The sequence below is a fragment of the Avrilella dinanensis genome (assembly GCF_002807015.1).
Lineage (GTDB): Bacteria > Bacteroidota > Bacteroidia > Flavobacteriales > Flavobacteriaceae > Flavobacterium > Flavobacterium dinanensis.
Genome location: NZ_NIPO01000001.1, coordinates 690475 through 713820 on the forward strand (window position 1 = coordinate 690475; position 23346 = coordinate 713820).

General features: G+C 39.0%; 20 protein-coding genes. 13 read left to right on the forward strand and 7 right to left on the reverse strand.

Translation table 11 applies throughout. The annotated features are described in order from the left end of the window. Positions 1-51 precede the first annotated feature (51 nt). Together rnr and CDL10_RS03400 are read left to right on the forward strand one after the other, a co-directional pair. Positions 52-2232, forward strand: coding sequence for a ribonuclease R (rnr, locus tag CDL10_RS03395; protein ID WP_100677240.1), 2181 nt, complete (start codon positions 52-54; stop codon positions 2230-2232). 105 nt (positions 2233-2337) lie between these two features. Then, complete coding sequence (locus CDL10_RS03400; protein ID WP_100677241.1) at positions 2338-3018, forward strand: LysE family translocator; 681 nt, start codon at positions 2338-2340, stop codon at positions 3016-3018. Here CDL10_RS03400 and CDL10_RS03405 read toward each other — a convergent pair whose 3' ends face one another. The 3 genes from CDL10_RS03405 to CDL10_RS03415 form a co-directional block, all read right to left on the reverse strand. Continuing rightward, the gene (locus CDL10_RS03405; protein WP_100677242.1) at positions 3019-3567 is read right to left on the reverse strand and encodes a hypothetical protein; all 549 of its coding nucleotides are present in this window, start codon (positions 3565-3567) and stop codon (positions 3019-3021) included. It abuts the gene before it with no gap. A 144-nt stretch (positions 3568-3711) separates the two neighbouring features. Beyond that, positions 3712-4269: a DUF3575 domain-containing protein gene (locus CDL10_RS03410; protein ID WP_100678620.1), complete on the reverse strand. Its 558-nt coding sequence runs from the start codon at positions 4267-4269 to the stop codon at positions 3712-3714. 34 nt (positions 4270-4303) lie between these two features. Continuing rightward, positions 4304-5038 carry a metallophosphoesterase family protein gene (locus tag CDL10_RS03415; protein WP_100677243.1) on the reverse strand — a complete coding sequence of 245 codons (735 nt, stop codon included), beginning with the start codon at positions 5036-5038 and terminating at the stop codon, positions 4304-4306. A 170-nt stretch (positions 5039-5208) separates the two neighbouring features. Here CDL10_RS03415 and CDL10_RS03420 point away from each other — a divergent pair, with 170 nt between their 5' ends. The 11 genes from CDL10_RS03420 to CDL10_RS03470 all read left to right on the forward strand — a co-directional run bounded on the left by CDL10_RS03420 (position 5209) and on the right by CDL10_RS03470 (position 17979). Further along, complete coding sequence (locus tag CDL10_RS03420) at positions 5209-6213, forward strand: AAA family ATPase (RefSeq protein ID WP_100678621.1); 1005 nt, start codon at positions 5209-5211, stop codon at positions 6211-6213. A gap of 81 nt (positions 6214-6294) precedes the next feature. Next, positions 6295-7158, forward strand: coding sequence for a DUF58 domain-containing protein (locus CDL10_RS03425; protein ID WP_100677244.1), 864 nt, complete (start codon positions 6295-6297; stop codon positions 7156-7158). 2 nt (positions 7159-7160) lie between these two features. Continuing rightward, entirely contained in the window at positions 7161-8759 is a 1599-nt protein-coding gene (locus CDL10_RS03430) for a BatD family protein (RefSeq protein WP_100677245.1), read from the forward strand. Further along, positions 8756-9757 carry a vWA domain-containing protein gene (locus CDL10_RS03435; protein ID WP_165772975.1) on the forward strand — a complete coding sequence of 334 codons (1002 nt, stop codon included), beginning with the start codon at positions 8756-8758 and terminating at the stop codon, positions 9755-9757. The genes CDL10_RS03430 and CDL10_RS03435 overlap by 4 nt, the downstream gene beginning before the upstream one ends. 2 nt (positions 9758-9759) lie before the next feature. After that, positions 9760-10794: a VWA domain-containing protein gene (locus CDL10_RS03440; RefSeq protein WP_100677246.1), complete on the forward strand. Its 1035-nt coding sequence runs from the start codon at positions 9760-9762 to the stop codon at positions 10792-10794. A gap of 3 nt (positions 10795-10797) precedes the next feature. Next, entirely contained in the window at positions 10798-11553 is a 756-nt protein-coding gene (locus tag CDL10_RS03445) for a tetratricopeptide repeat protein (RefSeq protein WP_100677247.1), read from the forward strand. Positions 11554-11556: 3 nt separating this feature from the next. Then, positions 11557-13368: a BatD family protein gene (locus CDL10_RS03450; RefSeq protein ID WP_100677248.1), complete on the forward strand. Its 1812-nt coding sequence runs from the start codon at positions 11557-11559 to the stop codon at positions 13366-13368. Between the two features lie 4 nt (positions 13369-13372). Next, entirely contained in the window at positions 13373-14122 is a 750-nt protein-coding gene (locus tag CDL10_RS03455; RefSeq protein ID WP_100677249.1) for a tetratricopeptide repeat protein, read from the forward strand. A gap of 138 nt (positions 14123-14260) precedes the next feature. Next, the gene (locus tag CDL10_RS03460) at positions 14261-15802 is read left to right on the forward strand and encodes a glycine--tRNA ligase (protein ID WP_100677250.1); all 1542 of its coding nucleotides are present in this window, start codon (positions 14261-14263) and stop codon (positions 15800-15802) included. A 176-nt stretch (positions 15803-15978) separates the two neighbouring features. Next, the gene (locus CDL10_RS03465) at positions 15979-16413 is read left to right on the forward strand and encodes a deoxycytidylate deaminase (protein ID WP_100677251.1); all 435 of its coding nucleotides are present in this window, start codon (positions 15979-15981) and stop codon (positions 16411-16413) included. Beyond that, the gene (locus CDL10_RS03470) at positions 16414-17979 is read left to right on the forward strand and encodes a S41 family peptidase (protein ID WP_100677252.1); all 1566 of its coding nucleotides are present in this window, start codon (positions 16414-16416) and stop codon (positions 17977-17979) included. 482 nt (positions 17980-18461) lie between these two features. Here the strand turns inward: CDL10_RS03470 and CDL10_RS03475 are convergent, their stop codons facing one another. From CDL10_RS03475 to CDL10_RS03495, 4 genes are all read right to left on the reverse strand, one after another. Beyond that, positions 18462-19673: an ATP-binding protein gene (locus CDL10_RS03475; protein ID WP_100677253.1), complete on the reverse strand. Its 1212-nt coding sequence runs from the start codon at positions 19671-19673 to the stop codon at positions 18462-18464. 326 nt (positions 19674-19999) lie between these two features. Beyond that, positions 20000-20458, reverse strand: a complete 459-nt coding sequence (locus tag CDL10_RS03485; RefSeq protein ID WP_100677255.1) for a DUF4625 domain-containing protein — start codon at positions 20456-20458, stop codon at positions 20000-20002. Between the two features lie 19 nt (positions 20459-20477). Continuing rightward, on the reverse strand, positions 20478-22826 hold the full coding sequence (locus CDL10_RS03490) for a TonB-dependent receptor (protein WP_100677256.1): 2349 nt from the start codon (positions 22824-22826) through the stop codon (positions 20478-20480). Between the two features lie 32 nt (positions 22827-22858). Next, positions 22859-23161, reverse strand: a complete 303-nt coding sequence (locus CDL10_RS03495) for a hypothetical protein (RefSeq protein ID WP_100677257.1) — start codon at positions 23159-23161, stop codon at positions 22859-22861. Between the last annotated feature and the right edge of the window lie 185 nt (positions 23162-23346).

Here is a 23346-nt window from a genome sequence, read left to right on the forward strand (position 1 = left end):
TTAATTTTTGTACCTTGCGGAAATAAAACCTGTGAAGGTTAATCTGAAATTATGACAAAAAAAACCAAAAACCGGAATAAAAAATCGAAAGATTATTCCAATCAAATACTGAAATTTTTATCAAAAAATACAGCTAAAAGTTTTAACTACAAACAAATTGCCGCTGCTTTGGATATCACAGATACCAACGGGCGGAATACGATTATTAAAAACCTGAAAACACTGGCTGCCCAACAAACGCTGGAGGAAGTGGAAAGAGGAAAATATATCATCAACGAACAAACCAATTACTACGAAGGAATCATTGATATGACGCAGCAAAAGTCTGCTTATCTGATTTGCGAAGATTTGGAAGACGATGTATATATTTCCACCAATAATCTCAACAAAGCATTTAACGGCGATTTGGTTCGGGCGTATGTTTATCAACGCCGGAAATCTAAAAAACCGGAGGCGGAAGTCGTGGAAATTATTGAACGTAACCGTACAGAATTTGCCGGCGTGGTGCAGATGCACAAAGATTTTGCTTTTGTCGTTCCGATGCAAAATAAAGTATATGTAGATTTCTTTGTGCCGAAAGATAAATTGGGCGATGCCAAAGACGGCGAAGTGGTGCTGATTGAAATGACCGATTGGTCGGAAAAATCCAAAAACCCATTTGCCGTTGTAAAAAAAGTGTTGGGAAAACCTGGAGAACACCAAACCGAAATACATGCGATATTGGCAGAATACGGATTGCCGGTTGAGTTTCCGGTTGAGGTCGAAAGTTATGCTCAGAACATTGATACGTCTATCACAAAAGAGGAAATCAGCAAACGCAAAGATATGCGTGATGTGCTTACCTTCACGATAGACCCGAAAGATGCCAAAGATTTTGATGATGCCTTGTCTTTCCGTCAGTTAGATAACGGTAATTATGAAATTGGTGTGCATATCGCAGATGTCTCTCATTATCTTGAAGAAGGAACGATTCTCGACAACGAGGCTTATCAGCGGGGTACATCGGTTTATCTGGTGGACAGAGTGGTGCCCATGTTGCCCGAAGTGTTGTCGAATTTTGCTTGTTCATTGCGTCCAAATGAAGAAAAATATACTTTTTCGGCTGTTTTTGAACTCAATGATAAAGCGGAAATCATTAATCAATGGTTCGGTCGCACAGTAACTTTGTCTGACCAACGATTGGCGTATGAAGAGGCACAATATATTATCGAAACGGAAGACACGACCATTCCTGAGGAAATTTCTATTACCGGCGAGACTCAGCAAATTGATTCAAATGTTGCCCAGGCTGTCTTGACATTAAATAATCTTGCGGTGCAGTTGAGAACAAAGCGAATGGCACATGGGGCGATTTCTTTTGATAAAGTAGAAGTGAAGTTTAACCTCGATGAAGAAAATAACCCAGTCGGGGTATATTTCAAAGAGGCGAAAGATGCCAACCATTTGATTGAGGAATTTATGTTGCTGGCAAACAGAAAGGTAGCAGAATTTATCGGTAAGCAAAAGAAAACTTTTGTGTATCGAATCCACGATGAACCCGACCAGGAAAAATTGTTCAATCTGCAGGGAATTGTCAGTAAATTCGGTTATAAACTCAATTTCAAATCGCCAAAAACCATCAGTCATTCACTGAATCAGTTGTTGAGTGATGTACGTGGAAAAGGCGAGCAGAACATGGTGGACACGCTTGCAATCCGAAGTATGAGCAAAGCGGCGTATTCTACAGATAATATTGGGCATTATGGCTTGGCATTTGATTATTATTCGCACTTTACTTCGCCGATTCGCCGTTATCCGGACGTGATGGTGCACCGACTTTTACAACACTATCTCGACGGCGGGAAATCAGTTAATGCAGAAACATATGAGGAAAAATGCGGACATTGCTCCAACCGTGAAGTTATGGCGACCAATGCCGAGCGTGACAGTATCAAATATATGCAAGTGAAATTCATGTCGGAGCATATCGGGGAAGAATTTGTGGGCGTGATATCCGGGGTTACCGAATGGGGGATTTATGTGGAAATCATCGACAACAAATGCGAAGGAATGATTAGAACCAGAGAAATCAGAGATGATTATTACACTTTTGACGAAAAACAATATGCTTTGGTAGGCGAAGCAACCGGCAATACTTATCAGTTGGGCGATGAAGTTATCGTCAAAGTAAAAAACACCGATTTGGTTCAAAAACACTTAGATTTCTCCTTGGTAGGGAAAGTGAAAAAATAGAATAATTTTAACATTTTCAGTCCGCCTTTTTCCATTCCCGATAAATTGTAGTATCTTGCGAGTCTGTATTTGTCGGGGTGGACAAATCGAAAATTACCTATCAGTATGGACGATATTTTAACAGGTGCATCTTTCGGCTTTTTTCTGAGTTTTATGATTGGTCCGGTTTTTTTTATACTAATCGAAACCAGCATTACCAAAGGATTCCGGGCAGCTTTGTCATTTGATTTGGGAGTTGTTCTGGCTGATATTTGCTTTATTGCCATTGCTTATTTCAGTAGTTTCAGCCTTGTGGCAAAAATCAAAGACGACCCGGCTCTGTACATTTTCGGAGGAGGTGTGATGGCAGCTTATGGACTGATTTCATTCGTCCGGCTCAACAAACTCAAACGCACCGAGGTACATGTAGAATCAGATGTGTACAAGAAAAATTACTTTTCTCTGGCAGCCAAAGGTTTTTTGCTCAATTTTATTAATGTAGGCGTACTGGGTTTTTGGCTGGCAATCATCATTACTATTGGCCCTCAGCTCGATATGGAACACAGTCGTTTGCTTACTTTTTTTGGCAGTGTGATTTCAGCTTATGTGCTTACCGATATATTCAAAATATTATTAGCTAAGCAGTTAAGGCAAAAACTTACCACAAAAAATATTCTGAAAGTCAAAAAAATCAGTTGTGTGATTTTGATTGTTTTCGGTATCGTGATTATGTCCAAATCACTGTTCAAAGAAGAACCGGAGTTTATCCGTGAAAATATTCATCTGCCGGCACAGCCTTCTGAATAATTATTTCACTTCCCAACCTCTGTCCTGATGATATTTCAGGTCGAAACCTCTCGTAATAAACGTTGTGTTAGGGTTTTTGTCCTTGCCCAATCCGGCAAATGGTGTGGGTTCTTTGACGAGTTTGGCAGTTACGGTAGCCTTGTTTTTTCGGTTCATTTTCAGGCTCACTTCACTGTCTTCCTGCAAAACGTAGCGATAGGTTTGTAACTCAACTTTGTTCTTTTTTTGTGTGATTACATATTTTGACGCAGGGCGTTCCAAACCGATTGTCGATACCCACAACGAATCTTTAGACAGAAATTTTTTCTTGTTTTTGGATTCTTCCACCGACAGGTAACCTTCGTCCGCGAGTTGTTGTATTAACCTGATTTTATCCGCATCTTTCCGATAGCTGAGTTTTACTTCTCCAATCCGGATATTTTCCGATTCATACACCGGATAATTCTCTATATAATCTGCCACCAAATTCTGAGCCTGTTTCACAGACAGCCCATCTGATTGGCAAGAAACAAGAAATGCAAATCCGAATAAAAACAAGAAATAACGCATAGTTTTTAGGTTTAATGAAAAAGAAAACTGTCTGGGAAATACGCTCCATTATGCTGAAATTGCTTCAGAATTTATTAGATTAACAGAAACTGAAGCCAATTCAGTTTGACAGCGTAGTATTTCTCAGACAGCTACTATAATTAATTAGAATCGGTAACCAACAGTTACACCCGCATTGACTTCGACTCCCATAAATTCCTTACTTACCTCCTCGCTAAAGTTTCGGGCAATACTTACGAACGGAGCTACAGTAAACGAATCAAATTTTACTAATTTATAACCACCTCCGATACCGATAATGAAAGAGTTCATGTCTGTTTTTACCGGTCGGATTTCTCCATCAATTTCGCGATCTCTTTCATAATTTCCGAAACGATATTTCAAAAAAGGTGTAACCATGAATCCGGAAGCGTGTTCGCCGTCCCGTCCGCCAAAATACATATTGTAATTGGCAACGAGGCTGTTGGTATTGAATTTCTTGATTTTACCTTCTTTTTTGCTTTCCGGAAAATAAGAAAATCTGTCATTGATATGTGCTTCAAAACCAATAGACTGGTTGGTGTCAATAAAATGTTCATAGCCGACTTCAACAGATTGAATAGCAATCGTATTGAAAATATTTAGCTTTACTTCATTGAGAGCCTGTGCGTTCGCTGACGCCATTCCGAACAAAAGTGCTGCGGAAAATAGTATTTTCTTCATATAAAAATTTTTTGCAAATATACATATTTTTGCTTTATCCGGTATTTCTTCCTTTTTCATCAGGATACAAATCCTGCAAGCAATCACTTTGCCAGAGTTGCTTGCTGTTCACGTCCATAATAGTCAGTTTGCCGTCAAAAGCTGCCCCGGTGTCGATGTTCCAGACATTTTGTCGATTCATCGGAACAGTTTCGCCAAAATGGGTTGTGGGAGTGTGACCGATAAAAATTTCGTGATAAATTTTCAGTCTTGCCGGATATGCCGATTCACTTACTGATAACTGTTTATCTGTTGCCAAAGCCAGTTCCCACAGCGTTCTGTCCCACCAGAAAAAATTAGTGAAATATTCATAATCGACGCCCTTCAGATTGGAGAATCCCGCATGGACAAACAACCTTTTTTGTTCGTCCAAATAATAAGGTTGTAGGTTTTCGAAGAATTTAATATGTTTCTGTCTGGTCGCATCGCTAGCATCTTGGTATGCTTTAATAGAAGATTCGCCACCATGTTGTCGCCAAAGCGGATTATCTTTTTGGTTTTTGAGCCATTGCAGCAAGAGTTCTTCATGGTTTCCCTGAATAAAATAACAAGGTTGTTTATTACTCAGATTAATCAGAAAATCAACGACTTCCACCGGCTGACTCCAACCATCAACATAATCGCCCAGAAAAATCAAAGTGTCTGACGATGACACACCGGCTCGCTCCAAAACCTGAATCAAAGCTTTGAATCCTCCATGAATATCTCCTATGACATACGTTTTTTGCATATCCTAAAGATAGTCATTTGTTTTTTTACAACCTTAAAAAAATAATAAAAATCCTAAACAGTGCTTAAAAATGTGGTGCTCAATTTACATTTAACCATTCATTAACAAGGATAATAAAAATTAATTTATCAATTTGTCATGGTAATCAAAAAAGATTAGAGAAAACTATGATGGAAACTGCCACTCACACCTCAGACATTAGAGTGATTAATGAAAAAATAGAAAGAGAAAGCGCTTTTATTGATTTGTTGGTCAATGAGATGAACAAGTCAATCGTTGGGCAACGACACATGATTGACAGATTGCTGATTGGGTTACTCGGTCAGGGACATATTCTGCTGGAAGGTGTTCCCGGATTGGCTAAAACATTGGCGATAAATACTTTGTCAAAGGCAGTAGATGGTTCATTCAGCCGAATACAGTTTACACCCGATTTGCTTCCTGCAGATGTTGTCGGTACGATGATTTACAACGTCAAAGAAAATGATTTTTCTATTAAAAGAGGACCGGTCTTTGCCAATTTTGTTCTGGCTGATGAGATTAACCGTGCTCCGGCAAAAGTACAATCGGCCTTGCTGGAAGCGATGCAAGAGCGACAAGTGACTATCGGCGAAAGCACGCATAAGCTGCCACAGCCTTTTTTGGTCATGGCAACCCAAAATCCGGTAGAGCAGGAGGGAACTTATCCTTTACCTGAAGCACAAATGGACAGGTTTATGCTCAAAACAGTAATTGATTATCCGAAATTAGAAGAAGAAAGATTAATCGTTCGGCAAAATCTGAATGCAGAGTCATCGCCGATTCGCCCCGTTGTTGGTTTAGACCAGATTATGCGTGCCCAGCAGGCAGTGAGAGAGGTCTATATGGACGAAAAAATAGAAAAATATATCCTGGATATTATTTTCGCTACCCGATATCCGGAACAATTTAAACTATCTGAATTAAAACCACTAATCAGTTATGGAGCATCACCTCGGGGTAGTATCAATCTGGCATTGGCGTCAAAATGTTATGCTTTTATCCGTCGTCGTGGCTATGTTATTCCGGAAGATGTGCGGGCTGTTGTCACAGACGTGTTGCGTCATCGTATCGGAATTACCTACGAAGCGGAAGCCGAAAATGTAACCAGCGAAGATTTAATCAGCAGAATCGTCAATGAGGTAGAGGTGCCTTAATTTTTTGTTTCAAGTTTAGTGTTTCAAGTTAAGATATGAGCCTGAAACAAAGAAAAACCTGAAACCTGAAACAAAAAGAAAATGGATACAAAAGATATTTTACAAAAGGTAAGACGAGTCGAGATTAAAACCAAGCGGCTTAGTGACCATATTTTTTCCGGGGAATACAATACTTCCTTTAAAGGAAAAGGAATGTCGTTTGCTGAAGTCCGGCAATACCAGTATGGCGATGATATCCGATCTATCGACTGGAATGTGACGGCAAGGCATCAGGAACCTTACGTGAAGATTTTTGAAGAAGAACGGGAACTCACTTTAATGCTCTTGGTGGATATCAGTGCCTCGCAAAAATTCGGAACAAGCAAGCAGTTCAAAAACGATGTGGTTACCGAAATCGCAGCGACGCTGGCTTTTTCCGCTATCAATAATAATGATAAAGTCGGACTGATTTTATTCAGTGATGAAGTAGAGCTTTTTATTCCGCCAAAAAAAGGCAAATCACACGTGTTGCGGATTATCCGTGAGTTGATTAGCTTTCAGCCTAAAAGTAATAAAACCGATATCAATGCGGCTTTGGAATATTTTCTGCAAGTGATGAAAAAGAAAACAATCGCATTTTTGATTTCGGATTTTGTAAATGTTACTTTTGACCAGAAACTCAAAATTGCTGCCAAAAAACACGACATCACAGGTATACAGGTTTACGATAACAGAGAGAAAAATATGGAAGACATCGGCTGGGTGATGATGAAAGATGCGGAAACCGGAGAATTACTTTACGTAGATACTTCCGACAAGCAGATCCGGCAGCAATACGACGAGCATTTCTCTGCTCAGCAGCAAGGTTTCCAAAGCAGTTTCAGAAAATCAGGAGCAGAAATAATCAGCTGTGAAGTGAATGAAAGTTATGTGAAAAAGCTTTTGGCATATTTTAAATCACGTTAAGAATGAACAAAATAATCAACTACATTTTTCTATTCATATCTTTTGGTTTATTTGCCCAGAAACCAGTCAGTTCAGTGGTGGATTCCACAGCCATTCATATCGGTTCTGCTTTTACTTACACCATTGAGGCTCAAGGAAAAAATGATGCTAAAATCACTTTCCCCGAAGGAGAACAAATGGGTGATTTTGAAGTATTGGAATCTTTTCCGGCAGACACGCTGATTCAGGAACAGCATACCGCTTATACCAAAAAATATTTACTGACTCAATTCGATTCGGGAAGCTACCATATTTCCAGACAATCGGTATATATCGATGGAAAAAATTACCAAACCGATTTGCATAAAATCGACGTTTTACCCGTGGCGGTTGATACGCTCAAGCAACCGATGTATGATATAAAAACCGTTGTTGGCTCGTCGGTGGATACGTCCTATCTCATATACTACATTATTGCCGTTGTTGTGTGTATTCTAATTGGTTTACTGGTGTTTTGGCTTATCAGAAAACAGCAGAATAAAAATCTGACAGAAGATGATTTGTTCCGCACACCTTTAGAAAGAGCGACTGCCAAACTGCAACAATTAGATGAAAAAAGATGGGTGACAGACGGAAATATCAAGTCTTACTATTCTGAACTGACCGATATAGCCAGAGAATATATCGAAGAAGTTTTTGAAATTCCGGCAAAAGAATCTACTTCTTCAGATTTAATCAGGTTGCTGAAACAAACCGTAAAGAATAAAAAAATAAAACTTCGTCCGCAAACGATAAAAGATTTACAAACGGTATTACAAACAGCTGATTTAGTGAAATTTGCCAAATCAGAACCAACCATTAGCGAGGTTGAAAAAGACCGTAAAGTGATTGAAGATATTACCAGTATTACAGATAAAGCTATTCCTAAATTTTCAGAAGAACAATCTGAAAGGGTAAAAAAAAGAGAACAACGCTATCGCAAACGAAAGCAAATTCGTACATGGGTTCCCGTCGGCGTTTCAGCAGTATTGTTGCTTTTGGTGGGCAGCGTTTATGCGTATTCTTCGCTGATGGATAACATCAATCTTTCCATGTTTGCATCTAATAAAAAATTGTATCAGCAGGAATGGGTAACAAGCAATTATGGCTATCCACCCATAAAAATACAGACACCAGAAGCTTTGTTGCGTGTAGAAACTTCTGCTACAAAAACCGAAAATTTGCAATCGCCAATCGCTAGTTTTATTTATCAGAACTTATCCACAAAGTTGTCGGTTGTGCTTAGCACTACGATAACTCAATCTACTGAAGGAATAGATGTTAATGGGTTGCTAAAGAATAAATTAGGTACACTGAATACGGCTTTTTCTGCAACAGATGTGCAGGTCGATAGTGATAAGGTAATGGTTCACGGAATCGAAGGTATTCATGCTAAAGGCAGCTTTAATGGGAAATTGGCGAATGATTCCCCGGAAGAAGATTATGAATTTGAATTATTTATTTTTATTCAGAAAGAAGGTATTCAGGAATTGTCTGTGATGTTTAAAAAAGGCGATGAATACGGGCAAAAGATAGCGGATAAAATCCTGGAGTCAGTTCAATTTAACCCGAATCAAGAATGATAGAGAATATTAGCTTTTTCAGTCCGTTGTTTCTGTGGTTATTACTGCTCGTGCCACTATATATCTGGTTTTGGTTCAAAAACAGAAACAAGCAAAATCCAGCTTTGACCATGAGTTCCTTGCGAGGATTTGGCAACAAGAAATCTAGATTACAACAACTGATGCCTGTGTTCTGTGTGTTGAATGCTTTAGCGATTACCGCCATTGTGATAGCATTGGCACGTCCGCAGAGTATAACCAATCAGACAAAAGTGTTGTCCACACACGGTATTGACATCGTCATGGCAATGGACGTTTCCGGGTCGATGCTTGCCAAAGATTTGAAACCAAACCGTTTAGAGGCACTGAAAAAAGTTGCCGGAAATTTCATTGAAGAACGTGTCAGTGACCGTTTCGGGGTGGTGGTTTACGCTGCTGAGGCATATACTAAAACACCTGTTACCAGCGACAAGACCACGTTGCTTCGTGCGTTGAATGACATCAAATACGACCAGGTAATCCAGGACGGAACAGCCATCGGTGTGGGATTAGGCACAGCAGTAAACAGGCTTAGAGACAGTCAGGCAAAAAGCAAAGTGATTATTTTGCTTACCGACGGAGTCAACAATTCAGGGTTAATCGACCCGATGATGGCGACAGATATTGCGAAAGAACGCGGTATTAAAGTTTATACAATCGGGATTGGAACAAATGGTGTGGCTGAATCGCCTTATTTTATGTCAAACGGACAAATAGGTTATCGACCTGCACCAGTGGTTATTGATGAAGATTTGCTCAAAGAAATTGCTCAAATCACAGGTGGAAAATATTTCAGAGCGACAGACAGCAATAAGTTGCAAGAAATTTATGATGAGATTAATCAGCTGGAAAAAACAAAAATCGATGAATTGAAATATGTGCAAAAAGATGAATTATATCGTCCGTTTGTCATTTTTGCATTAATTATGCTCTCGATGAATTTCGTTTTAAAAAGAACGCTTTTTAAAGGTTTTATATAGTTATGTGGCAGTTAGACAATACATATTATCTTTTGTTTTTGCTTGTAATTCCCGTTTTGGGATTACTGGCATTTTGGTATTTTCGCTGGCAGGACAAAAAGCAAAAAACTTTCGGAACAGACGGATATCTGACCAAATTAGCTCCCGAAGTATCCCGCCACAAAGTTGTTCTGAAGACAATATTTGCATTGATAACACTGTTAATGCTAATTCTGGCATTAGTCAATCCGAAAATAGGCACCAAAACAGAAACCGTAAAACGACAAGGAATAGACATTGTTTTTGCTATTGATGTGTCCAAAAGTATGCTGGCAGAAGACATCGCACCCAATCGTTTGGAGAAAACCAAACAGCTGGCAACACAGATTATCAATAACCTGGGTACAGACCGAATCGGCATTGTGGGTTATGCAGGGCAGGCTTTTCCGATGTTGCCGATTACCACCGATTACAATATGGCAAAAATGTATCTGAGAGAGATGAATACCGATATGGTGTCGTCAATGGGGACGGCTTTGTCTGATGCGATTGAGGTAAGCAGTCGTTTTTTTGACGACCCGAATACAAGCAAAGTCATTATACTTTTTTCAGACGGCGAAGACCACGGCGAAGGAATTGCCGAAGCAGTGGATATCGCCAAAGACAAAAATATCAGTATCATCACGATTGCTGTTGGTACGGAAGAAGGAAGGAATATTCCGATTCGTGAAAATGGGCGGATAGCAGATTACAAAAAAGATGCAGAAGGTAATACGGTTATTACCAAAATGAATTCGGAAACTTTGCAGGAAATTGCAGAAGAAACAGGCGGAGCTTTTATTCTCGGTAATCATACCAAAGAAGTAGTCAGCTTGGTGGAAAACAACATTCGGGATATCAAGAAAACTGATTTTGAATCTCAACAAATAGCCGAATTCCAGTCATATTTTCAATGGTTTTTGGCAATAGCATTGCTGTTGATTATCGTTCAGCTTTTTATGACGGAACGCAAAACAGCTTGGGTGCAAAAACGAAATTTGTTTAACGATAAATCATAAGCGATGAGAGTATTATTAGTAGTTATGGTACAGTTGTTCTTTTCGTTACCGCTTTTGGCACAAAGCGGACAAAAAGATTTGGTTAACGGAAATAAATTATACAACACCAGAAAATATGCCAATGCTGAGCAAAAATACAGACAGTCGCAATCAGCATATAATACAGGCAACGCTGTTTATCGGCAATATCAAACGGACGAATCGATTGTTCACTATCAGCAAGCATTGAAATCGGCAACAACCAAGGAAGAAAAACATCGGATTTTGCATAATCTGGGTAATGCTTTGATGAAACAAAAAAACTACCAGCAAGCAGTTGAAGCATATAAAAATGCACTCAGAAATAATCCGTATGACGACGAAACAAGGTATAATTATGCTCTGGCAAAACAAATGTTGAAAGATAATCAGCAGAATAACGACAACCAACAAGACCAAAATCAGGATAACAAAGACGATAAGAATCAACAGGATAATCAGAATCAAGACCAGCAAGACGACCAAAAAAATCAAGATAAAAAAGACCAAAATCAGGATAAAAAAGATAACAAAGACAATCAGCAAGATAAACAGGATAAGAAAGAAGATAATCAACCCAAAGACCCTGAACAGCAAAAGCAAGACCAGCAAAAACAACAGATGGATAATATGCTTCAGGCATTAGACAACCACGAAAAAGAGGTCAGAAAAAGAGTAAGAGAAAAAGATAGAAAAGAAGAAGGACAACCTGTTCGCGTTCCGAATAATAAGGATTGGTAAACCATGCACACAAAACATTTGATATATACGTTTTTAGCATTATGCACCAGCTTTGCTTCGATGGCTCAGTTTCAGTTTCGGGCAGAAGTGAGTCGTCAATCTATAGGGATTAATCAGGCGGTTGAGTTGCGTCTGGTAATGAATGCCGATGGCGATAATTTATCTTTACCCGATTTGGAAGATTTTGAAATTGTAGCCGGACCGATGCAATCTTCCAGCCAAACGATTATTAATGGCAGATATTCTTATGAAAAATCATACAGTTTTTATCTCAAACCCAAGAAAAAAGGAAAACTAACCATTGGAAAAGCTACCATAGAGTACGAAGGTAAAAAATATCAATCTCAGCCAATTACCATTGAAGTTGGCGATGCTGTGGAAGAGCCACCACGCCCGCAAAGACAAAGACCGCGAAGCCTTTGGGACGATTTTTTTGGAGGACAACAACAACCTCCGGTTAATCAGGAAAACTGGGGGAAAGGTATCCATTTGGTGGCTGAGGTTTCCAACAATAGCCCCTACGTCAATGAGCCAATTGTAGTGACTTATAAATTATATGTAAGCCACCTTGCCGGAATCAGACGAATGGAATTGCTAACTACACCACAGTTTGATGGTTTTTGGAATCATACGGTAAGCGAGAAAGAATTAAATATTGCTACAACAACTTATCAAGGCAAAGAATTTAGAGTGGCAACTATACAAAAATCAGTATTGATGCCACAAAAAGATGGACGATTGACCATCGACCCACTGGAATTTGATATGTTGGTGGAAGAAGCTACCGGAAATTATGATAGATTTGGCAGACCGGAAGTAACTGTAAACAAGAAAAAATATTCAACAGGCACGCAAGTAATACAGGTCAAACCTTTGCCGTTAGACAATCAGCCGACTGATTTCACCGGAGCGGTCGGGCAGTTTGATTTTACGGCAACAGTCAGTCAAACTACTGTTAATGCCAACGAACCTGTCGAATTAACGGTTACGGCAAAAGGAAACGGTAATTTGCAATTGTTTTCTCTACCTAAACCTGTTGCACCCGCAAGTTTGGAAATGTATGAACCTGAGCTGATTGAAAACATTAATAAAAACTTTTCGTCGGGAATGAGCGGGTCAAAAACCGAAAAATATGTGATTGTTCCGCAATACAAAGGGCAATACACTATTCAACCGATGACTTTCAGCTATTTTGACCCGAAAAGCAAACAATACAAAACCGTTACTACCGACGAAATTGTGATTGACGTACCGGAAGGACCCGATTTGCCGTCAAACGTTTCAGATGAAGATGCACTGAAAAATGCTGATGAATTTATCGACATTATTGAAGAGGCCGATTGGGTCGAAATCCAACGTGATGATTTCTGGCAATCAACCAGATTTTATGTTTGGTTGTTTTTGCCGATAGTCATGGCTCCGGCTGTTGTTGGCGTTACCCGATGGCGAAACAAAATGCTGTCAGACACAGAAGGAATCAAAAACAAAAGGCATCAGCGTTTAGCTAAAAAATATCTCAGCGAAGCTCGTAAGAAAATGGGAGACAAAGAACCGTTTTATGAAGCACTGGAAAGATGTCTGCATAATTTCCTAAAAGCAAAATTACACATAGAAACCTCGGAAATGAGTGTGGATAATATTTCTGAATTGTTAGTGCAAAATGAAGTTGGCGAAGAAGATATCAATCAGTTTATTACGTTGAAAAACACCTGTGAAATGGCACGTTATTCGCCGTTTGATATTCAGAATATGCAACAGGATTTTGAACATGCCGTACAAATTATTGATAGTTTAGACAAACAAATAAAAGCTTAGTGAAATGAAAAAACTGATATTATTTTTGCTGACACTAATCCATAGTTCTGTTTTGTTTGCTCAGGCTGATAGTTTGTTTCATCAAGCCAATCAGTTCTATCAACAGAAAAATTATGAAAAAGCCATAGAGGTATATGAATCTCTGTTGAATGAAGAAACACCAAAAGAAGTATATTTCAATCTGGCAAATGCTTATTACCAGCAACGAAATACAGCAAACAGTATTTATTATTACGAAAAAGCCATTAAGGCAGACCCTGATTTTGCCGAGGCAAAAAACAACCTGAAGTTTGCCGAAAAAACACGGTTAGATGAATTTGAAAATCAGCAAATATACACATCTACAGATATCTGGCATCAAACGATAGGTTTCTTCACGACAGAAGAATGGGCTTTTTTTGCTATTGCTTTTTTGTGGATAGGAGCCATCTTTTTCCTGTTGTTTTATTTTGCTAAAAACAGCAACAGAAAAAGATTGTTTTTTACAGGAATGACATTGGCTGTTTTCGTAGCCTTGCTGGGAATTTTATTTGCCTATCAGGAAAATAAATTTAAGCAAACTCAAAGATATGCTATCGTGATGAACAACGAAACTGCCATCAAAGCGGAGGGCAGAAGCATTTCCAAGACCATCAAAATCATCAATGAAGGAACCAAAGTTTTTATCGAAGAAACAGAAGGAAAATGGGTAAAGGTCCAACTTCCCGACGCAACCGAAGGCTGGATTTTACTCAGTCGCATTAAAGAGATATGATTTGTGTTGGGTGTTTGATATTGTTTTAGTTTTCTTTTGTTTCAGGGTTAAAGTTAGCTGCGATTGAAAACTGTAGCTGATGGCTGAAATCTGATTGCTTTTTACCTCAAATCTCCGGATTTTTGCTATTTTTGCACCATGGCAAAACAAGAAGATAATTTCAGGAATGTGATTTCGCATGCGAAAGAGTACGGATATATATTTCCGTCCAGCGAAATCTACGACGGACTCGGAGCCGTATATGATTATGGGCAAAATGGTGTAGAATTAAAAAAGAACATCAGAGAATACTGGTGGAAAGCGATGGTGCAGCTACACGAAAACATTGTAGGTATTGATGCGTCTATTTTTATGCATCCGACCACATGGAAAGCCTCTGGTCACGTTGATGCATTCAATGACCCGTTAATCGACAACAAAGATTCCAAAAAAAGATACAGAGCCGATGTGCTTATCGAAGATTATTGTGAAAAAATCTACCAAAAAGCACAGAAAGAAATCGAAAAAGCCAGAAATCGCTTTGGTGATGATTTTGACGAAGAACAGTTTGTCAATACCAACCCAAGAGTTGTCGGCTATTTGCAGAAGAAAAAAGAAATTCTGGAAAGAATGGCAAAAGGCTTGGAAAATGAAGATTTGGCAGATGTGAAAGCCTTGATTGAAGAGTTGGAAATCGCCGATCCGGAAACCGGTTCCAAAAACTGGACAGACGTTCGTCAATTCAACTTGATGTTTGGTACCAAATTAGGTGCGTCGGCAGATACCGCGATGGATTTATACCTACGTCCGGAAACAGCACAAGGAATTTTTGTTAACTTTTTGAATGTGCAAAAAACCGGACGAATGAAAATCCCTTTCGGGATTGCCCAAACCGGAAAAGCATTCCGTAACGAAATCGTTGCTCGACAGTTCATTTTCAGAATGAGAGAATTTGAACAGATGGAAATGCAGTTTTTCGTCAAACCCGGTGATGAGCTGAAATGGTATGAACATTGGAAAGAAACTCGTTTGAAATGGCATTTGTCATTAGGATTAGGAAAAGAAAATTATCGTTTCCATGACCATGAAAAGTTAGCCCATTATGCCAATGCAGCAACCGATATTGAATTTAATTTCCCATTCGGATTTAAAGAGTTGGAAGGAGTTCATTCCCGTACCGATTTCGACCTGAAAGCACACGAAGAACATTCAGGCAAGAAATTACAGTTTTTTGACCCGGAAACCAATTCGTCGTATGTGCCGTATGTGGTAGAAACTTCCGTAGGGCTTGACCGCTTGTTTCTGGCAGTGTTTTCTAAATCATTGCAGGAAGAAACCTTGGAAGATGGTTCGACAAGAACCGTATTAAAATTACCGGCGGTTTTAGCACCAAACAAAGCAGCGATTCTGCCATTAGTAAAAAAAGACGGTTTGCCTGAAATTGCCCGTGAAATCATTGATGAATTGAAATGGGATTTTGCCGTTTCGTATGATGAAAAAGACGCTGTCGGGCGTCGTTATCGCAGGCAAGATGCTTTGGGGACGCCATTCTGCATTACGGTTGACCACCAGACCAAAGAAGACCGCACAGTAACGATAAGAGACAGAGATACCATGCAGCAGGAACGCGTGTCTATTGATAATTTGACCGATTTACTGAATAAAAAAGTGGCCGTGCGAAACTGGTTGAAAAATATTTGATAAAAGTGGCTGAAGCCACTTTTTTTATGGAATGATTGTTAGATTTTTAGCGAGTCAAACTTTTTCTGACTTAGAATGTTAGGTCTTTAAAAAATAAATTCGGATAAAATGTTTTTTAATCAAACCATTGATTAATTTTGCCATTTCATTACAAGGAAGAATGCTATAATAAAAAGATGAGTTCACAATCAACAGATAAGACCAAAAGATACGATACTGCCTACCTTCGGATTGCGAAGGAGTGGGGTCAGTTGTCTTATTGTCAGCGAAAAAAAGTCGGGGCGATTATCGTCAAAGACCGCATGATTATCTCGGACGGATACAATGGCACGCCTTCCGGTTTTGAAAATTGCTGTGAAGATGATGCCGGAGTAACCAAATGGTATGTTTTGCATGCCGAAGCTAACGCGATACTCAAGGTTGCCAAGTCCACCCAGAGCTGTGACAAAGCCACTTTGTACATCACAATGTCGCCATGCAAAGAATGCAGCAAACTGATTCATCAGGCTGGAATTACCCGGGTGGTTTACATCTATGACTACAAAGATAATTCCGGAATTGATTTTTTGAAAAAAGCCGGTGTGGAGGTACTACAATATCCTGATATTTAAATGAAAAAAAACAACTACTTATTACCACTACTTCTTGCCATAGCCTTGATTGTCGGTCTGTGGTTGGGCAGTTTTTTGCAGAAGAAAATCAACCCTACTTATTCTTCAGACAATCAGGCGAGAGTGAAAATCAACCGTCTGATGGATTTGATTGAAACAGACTATGTAGATGATGTTGATACTGATGCTGTTGTCGATTTGGCTATTAATAATATACTCGGGCAATTGGATCCGCACTCGGTTTACATCAACCAAGACGAATTGGAGTATGTGGAGCAAAGCATGAAAGGCTCTTTTGTTGGTATCGGCATCACTTTCAATATTTTTAATGATACATTAGCCGTGATTAAATCATTGCCGGAAGGCCCGGCGAAAGAAGCTGGTATCGAGGCGGGCGACAGAATATTGTATGCCGGTAATCAGAGAATATTCGGGAACCATATTTCATCAGATTCTATTACGGAAGTTTTGCGTGGAGAGCAAGATTCATCTATTGATTTGAAAATTTTCAGAAAAAAGAATAACACAACATTCAATACAAAAGTTACCCGGAAAGCCATACCTATTAAAAGCGTAGATGTGGCAGTTGTTGTCCGTGATACTATCGGTTATATCAAAGTAAACAGGTTTTCTGAAACAACGCATACCGAATTTGCCGACGGATTGGATAAGCTCATCAAAAGAAACATCAAAACATTGATTGTCGATTTGCGGGATAACGGAGGCGGATATATGGAACCTGCTATTCAAATTGCAGATGAATTTTTGCCTTTGGGGCGTAAAATCGTCAAAGTGATTAACAAAAAAGGTAAAGAATCTCAACATATTGCTACCGAAAGCGGTATGTTTGAAAAAGGGCAATTGTTTGTTTTGATTAATGAGAATACAGCTTCGTCGAGCGAAATTATCGCCGGTGCAGTACAAGACAACGACCGCGGAACGATTATCGGCAGACGTTCTTATGGAAAAGGATTGGTACAAAGAGAAATTTATCTGGGTGATGGCTCGGCAGTACGATTGACGACCGCCAGATATTACACACCGTCCGGGCGTTCTATCCAAAAGCCTTATCACGAATCTGACAGCTATCAGACCGAAATTGCACATCGTTTTGAAACCGGAGAACTGTATGAAAGAGATAGTATTCACCTGGCAGATAGTTTACAGTTCCGTACTTTGAAGGGACGAATTGTGTATGGTGGTGGTGGAATTGTACCAGATGTTTTTGTGCCGGTTAAAAACAAACACGGAGAAGACGCCATTCAGCTTTTGATGAAAACAGCCATGATTAGTCATTTTGTTTTTCAGCAGATAGATACCGAAAGAAATCAGTTAGAAAAGCTTTCTTCACAGGAAATCGCTGACAGGTTGAGTGAAAATCCGATGTATTTTGATGAGCTAAAAATATATCTCAAAGAAAACGGATTGACCTTTAACCTCGACCGCCATAAACAAAACATCTTGTTTTACCTCACTGCAGAATATATCAATCAGTTAAAAACAGCGGAGGATTATTATCTTTGGTTATTACAGCAAGACCCGATGGTGGAGAAGTCTTTTAATTAATTCCTAATATTACGTATGCCCTTTTCGGACAGTAATTTTGTTTCATCCAGATTGAAATCTATGATTTGACTGATAGCTGTTTCGGGTTGATTATTTTTCATCCAATAGCCAACGTTATTTTAATAGTTTTAATAATGTAAAAGGAAGTAATAATGGAAGTGTTATTAATGGAGATGCCGAACTGATTACGAAACTATACGAAGACAAAATCAATTTACTGGAGAGATTATTGCATGTTACCGAGAATGAACTTCTGAGATATAAGGAAAAATACGGCGAGTTGTAAGATAAATTGTGTCGAGAAGTTCTCGATACACTACACTTCGTTTCGTTACTCGAACTGACGTTTATTCTGACAACATCTGAATATACCTTTAAGGGTATAATGACTTGGTTTAATTTTATTTTATACCCGAAATGGTATAAATATGAATTCAATACGATTATTTGTAAAACAAAAACGCAGAGAAGTGAACCTTATTTTACGAGTTTAGCAGCCAATCAATTGCGTTTAATTGTTTTACGCCGTTATGCGTTCCTGTTTCGTAATCCATTGTGATGAGAATTTTCTCATTATGGTCGGGAATACGGTCAAATGGTGCTAATTCACGAGCGAGCGTTGCAGCGTTTTGCACCGTTTGTGAAACCTGAATATATTGCGTGTAGCCTTCACTATTTCGTACTACAAAATCAACCTCTAAATTATCGGTTTTTCCTATCCAAATCTGATAATTTCTTCGCTTTAACTCAAGATAAATCACATTTTCGAGCAAATGACCCCCGTCCGAAGCCAGTTCTTTTCCAAGTAAGGCATTACGAAAGCCCAAATCAACCAAATAGTATTTTTCTTGTGTTGCCAAATGTTGTTTTCCTTTAATGTCGTAGCGGTTTACTTTGTAAAACAAATAGGCTTCTACAAGTGTATTGATATATTTTGAGACGGTTTTGTTGTCAATTTTCTTTTTATTAGCGGTTAAAACTTTTGAAATATTTCCTGCTGAAACACTTGACCCGATGGAGTCAATCAAAAAATTAACAACTTCCTGATAGGAATCTTCTGCATAGATTGTATATCGTTTAGAAATATCATTTTCGTAAATATTTTTGAAAACGGTTTGCAGATATTCGTTTGCAAAGTTGTTTCCTGCGTTTGAAAGTCGCACAGCTTCCGGGAAACCACCTGTTTGTACATATTCAGAAAATGCTCTGTCGGGGTTTGCTGTTTTTTCAGTATATTCTAAATAATCGGCAAAGGAAAAAGGCAACACGTTGATTTCGTATGCCCTGCCTGTAAGTAAAGTAGCTAATTCGCTAGACAACAAAAACGCATTTGAACCCGTGACATACAAGTCAATATCAGGATGAACATACAAACCTTCCAAAAGTTTTTCAAATTCGAGGACATTCTGCACTTCGTCTATAAAAACATAGTTGGTTTGGCCCTTTTTTAGGTTTTGAACGATATAATCGTAAATTTCTTTCCAATTTTTTTCGGCAAGAAAACGAAAATCAGGCACGTCCATATTGATAGCCAAAATTGAAACATTAGGGTTTTCAGTACGTAATAAATCCTGAAATTGTAACATTAAAGTTGATTTACCACAACGTCTAACGCCTGTGGCAACTTTAATTAGGTTCCTGTCTTTCAATATAGAAAGCGTGTTTAAATAGTTTTTTCTTATTATAGTTTTCATGTTGCAAAGATACACAAAATTCCTAAAACTTACTATTTTTACAAAGTTTTAGGGATTTGTCATGTATATTAAACCAGATTGTCGTGGTTTTGATAAAGATTAGATTTGTAAAATTATTTTTTAGAGGTCATCAGATAATTATATATTTTCAAACTCAGTAAAACTCTTTAAACACGACGATTGTCATTGACTTCGTCGAATCTTCGATTTCCGTAGGACTTGAGCTGGCGATTGGTAAAGCAATCCTTTCGTGTGGAAAAAAAGGAATCATAAAAAAACACGGATATGAAATTTCATATCCGTGTTTTTTATGACCATAAAAATGATTAATCGTGGTGGTCATGCTCATGACCGATAAAAATTTCTATGAATTGTTGGTTTTGGTTACCAGAGCTGTCCAATACGAATATTCCTACATGGTAATGCTCTTCTTCCGCATTTTCCGGAATAGGAATAGTTTGGTTCACTTCATAAGTAGTGCCATTAATTTCATAATCAGCTTCATAATGAAATTCCACATAGTCGTGGTCGTCTGCACTTGAAACGCTATGAGAGTGGGTGTGCCCGTCTCCGGCACTATGAATTTCTATCTTATAACTTGCCAAAGATTCATTATCCGTCAGCAATGCCTGAATGTTGATGTTATCTCCCGGCTCATATTCCTGATGGTCGGTAGGGGTAATGATTTCTACGGTAGGTTTTTCCTGGTCCAAAGAACTGTTGTCATCATTATTACAAGCAATGAACGATAATGCTGCGATACTTAAAATTGCTATTTTTTTCATGTTATTATTATTTTAAAGATTAACTAAAAGGTATTTTTATGATTAATTGAATGTTTCTGCCCAGTTCAGGGATTTCTACGGCTCTGTAAAAACTTGCGTGATTGTAATATTTGGTATTCAGTAAGTTATCTACCCGAAGCTGAATATCAGGACAGAAGTTTTTTAAAGATATTCGGGTTTTAAACAATAACCCAAAAGTGGTATAACCCGGTGTGATTTCCTCGTTCCGGGCGATTTGTGACTGTTCATTTGCCCAACGGAAAGAGGCTTGTACCGTTGTGTTTCTGAAAGATTTTAAGTCTCCGAATACATATTCCACCGAACCATAAGCATTAATCGGCGGAGTAAACGGTAGCGGATAATCAATCTTTCCGTTGACAATTTGCCTGTTGTTAAGGTATTCAAAAGTTCCTTGAACAAGCCAGTTGTCAAATCTTTTTTTCGCCACAAATTCAAAACCATAGAGCAAAGCTTTCGACTCGTCATAGGTATAAGTCTGCCCGCCATGAGGCAAAGGCGAAAACTGTCCGCTCGGTTTTAAATAGATATAATTCCGGAAATAGTAAACATACGGATTCCAGTCTATCGACCAGTCGTTTTTCTCAAACGAAATCCCGATTTCGGACGAAAATCCTTTTTCCGGACTCAGATTCGGATTGCCTTTCTCATGCCTGAATGCTCCGTGATGGATACCGTTGGCAGATAATTCAATCGCTGTCGGTGTTCTGAAATTGGTCGAAAAAGTAGCCCTTGCCGACCAGTCATCATCGAATCGGTAGCGGGTTCCCAAAGCGAAATTCTGTTGCAGATACGATTGGTCAATTGCTGTACTTCGCTGAGCCAAATCAGTGGCATCAGCCGAGCCTCTTTGCGTAAAATATTCATACAGAACCTCGTCGAAATAAGGAGCGATATCCATTTGTGTATAATCCAATCGCCAGCCGGCGTCAATTTGCCATTTTTGAGTAACGTCCCAATGGTGCTGGGCAAAAATCCCGACATTGCTCCGGTCATATTCCGGCAGTAGAAAGCTGTATCCGCCCACACGATTAACCTGATAATTGTGTTGCAACCCGATTTCTGTTTGATGATAGATTCCTTGCTCAATAGCTACTTTCGCCTGGATATCGGCAGTGGTTAATCTGAAATCGAGTTCCAAATCAGGTTGATTCGTTGGTCTCGGCTGATTGCCGTAATGTGTGTGAAACTCACTCCATTCCTGCCGATGATTATGCTGTACACCGATATTCAAAAACCAGGTGTGAGCATCTTTTTTCCATTCAGATTGATTAATTACTTTAAAGTGATTGACCTTTTGGAACGGAAAATCAACGTCTCTGAAATTACCGTCCTGACGGGCAGAATCCACCGATGGTATTCCGTGGGCACCCGGAAAAAATCCGATTTTTGAACCTACAAAACTCAAACTGAGAATGTTTTTAAAATTATCATTAAAAAAAACACCCTGCAAATAAGCTGATTTTTCGTTGCCGGCAGTGTTTTTCAGTCGGTTGTTATCTACCGGAATATAAGTGTTCAGATATCGTATTTGGTCAGTCGGAATTTTGAAATCGGCATAATCCTGTACAGAAAACTTAGCTTTCAAAAAATGATTATTTTTCCTGAAAGCCGACGTGGCAGACAATCCGAAACCTTCGTTAACGGTTTGACCGTGCATCAGTACAGAACCCGAAAAACCATCTTTGGCAGGGATAGAATCATTCTGAATCTGGATTACACCGCCGATAGCATCGCCGCCATAAGCAATCGCACCCACACCTTTAATGATTTCTACTTTTTCGGTTTGCAAAGCGTCCATTTCCAGTCCGTGATCCGCACCCCATTGCTGCCCTTCCTGCTTAATACCGTTTTCACTAACAGCCACGCGGTTGAGCCCCAGCCCGCGGATAATCGGTTTGGAGTTTCCTGAACCGATGTCTGAAGATTGTACGCCTGCCACATTTTTCAGAGATGAAGCCAGACTTCCGGCATAGTTTTCAATGATATTCCGGTTGCTGACAACGGTTTCGTTGTAGGTTTTCGCGTGGGTGGTATGAATAATCATTTCCTCCAGCTCTTCCGATTCAGAAGGCAGAACGATGTTTACAAAAGTGACCGTCGGAATTTTTACCTCTGTTTGGTAAATAAGTACCTGTTCCGAATGAACGGTTAGTTTAAGGTTTCCTTCCGGCAGATTGTTTAAGGAAAAATTGCCTTGTTCGTCTGTTTGCGTTGTGTGTTCGTTTATGCTAACGGCAATGTTTGGCAGTGGCTCAAGAAATTCATCTGATACCTTGCCCTGCACATTGTGTTGTGCATACACACTTACGCCCAACATACCTATTAAAATCCATAGATATTTGTGCATGATTGTATATTTTAGATTAATAAAAAAAGAAATTAACCTAAAACCGGAGGACCGCGAAGCGAAAAATAAAATTCGGATAAATGATGATAACCACTGGTTGAAAAAGTATATTCGACTTTGTTAAAATGCCATTCCAAAGATTGAAAATCAACCGGACTGGACAATAAATAAGGCGAAAAATGAAAATCACAGACGTAACATTTGTCGTGATGGTGGTTGTCTTGCTGAGCAGCGTGCTTTTGATTTTCGACATAATGGCTGTACACATGAACTGTCTGAAAGCTCATGGCAAACCATAACGCAATGGCTATAAATACCGAAAATTTCTTACTCAATACTCGCACTTTGCAAAGTTAAATAAAAAAATCGGAACTCAAATCAATGAGCCCCGACGAATAACACTGTCAAGTATTTTCTAGTTCCCTAGCTGTTATATTAGACAACGTTTTTTCAAAAAGTCACATTTTTTTTTAAAGTGGTCAGATTTTAGCTATCAGATTTCAGTCACAGCTAACTTTAA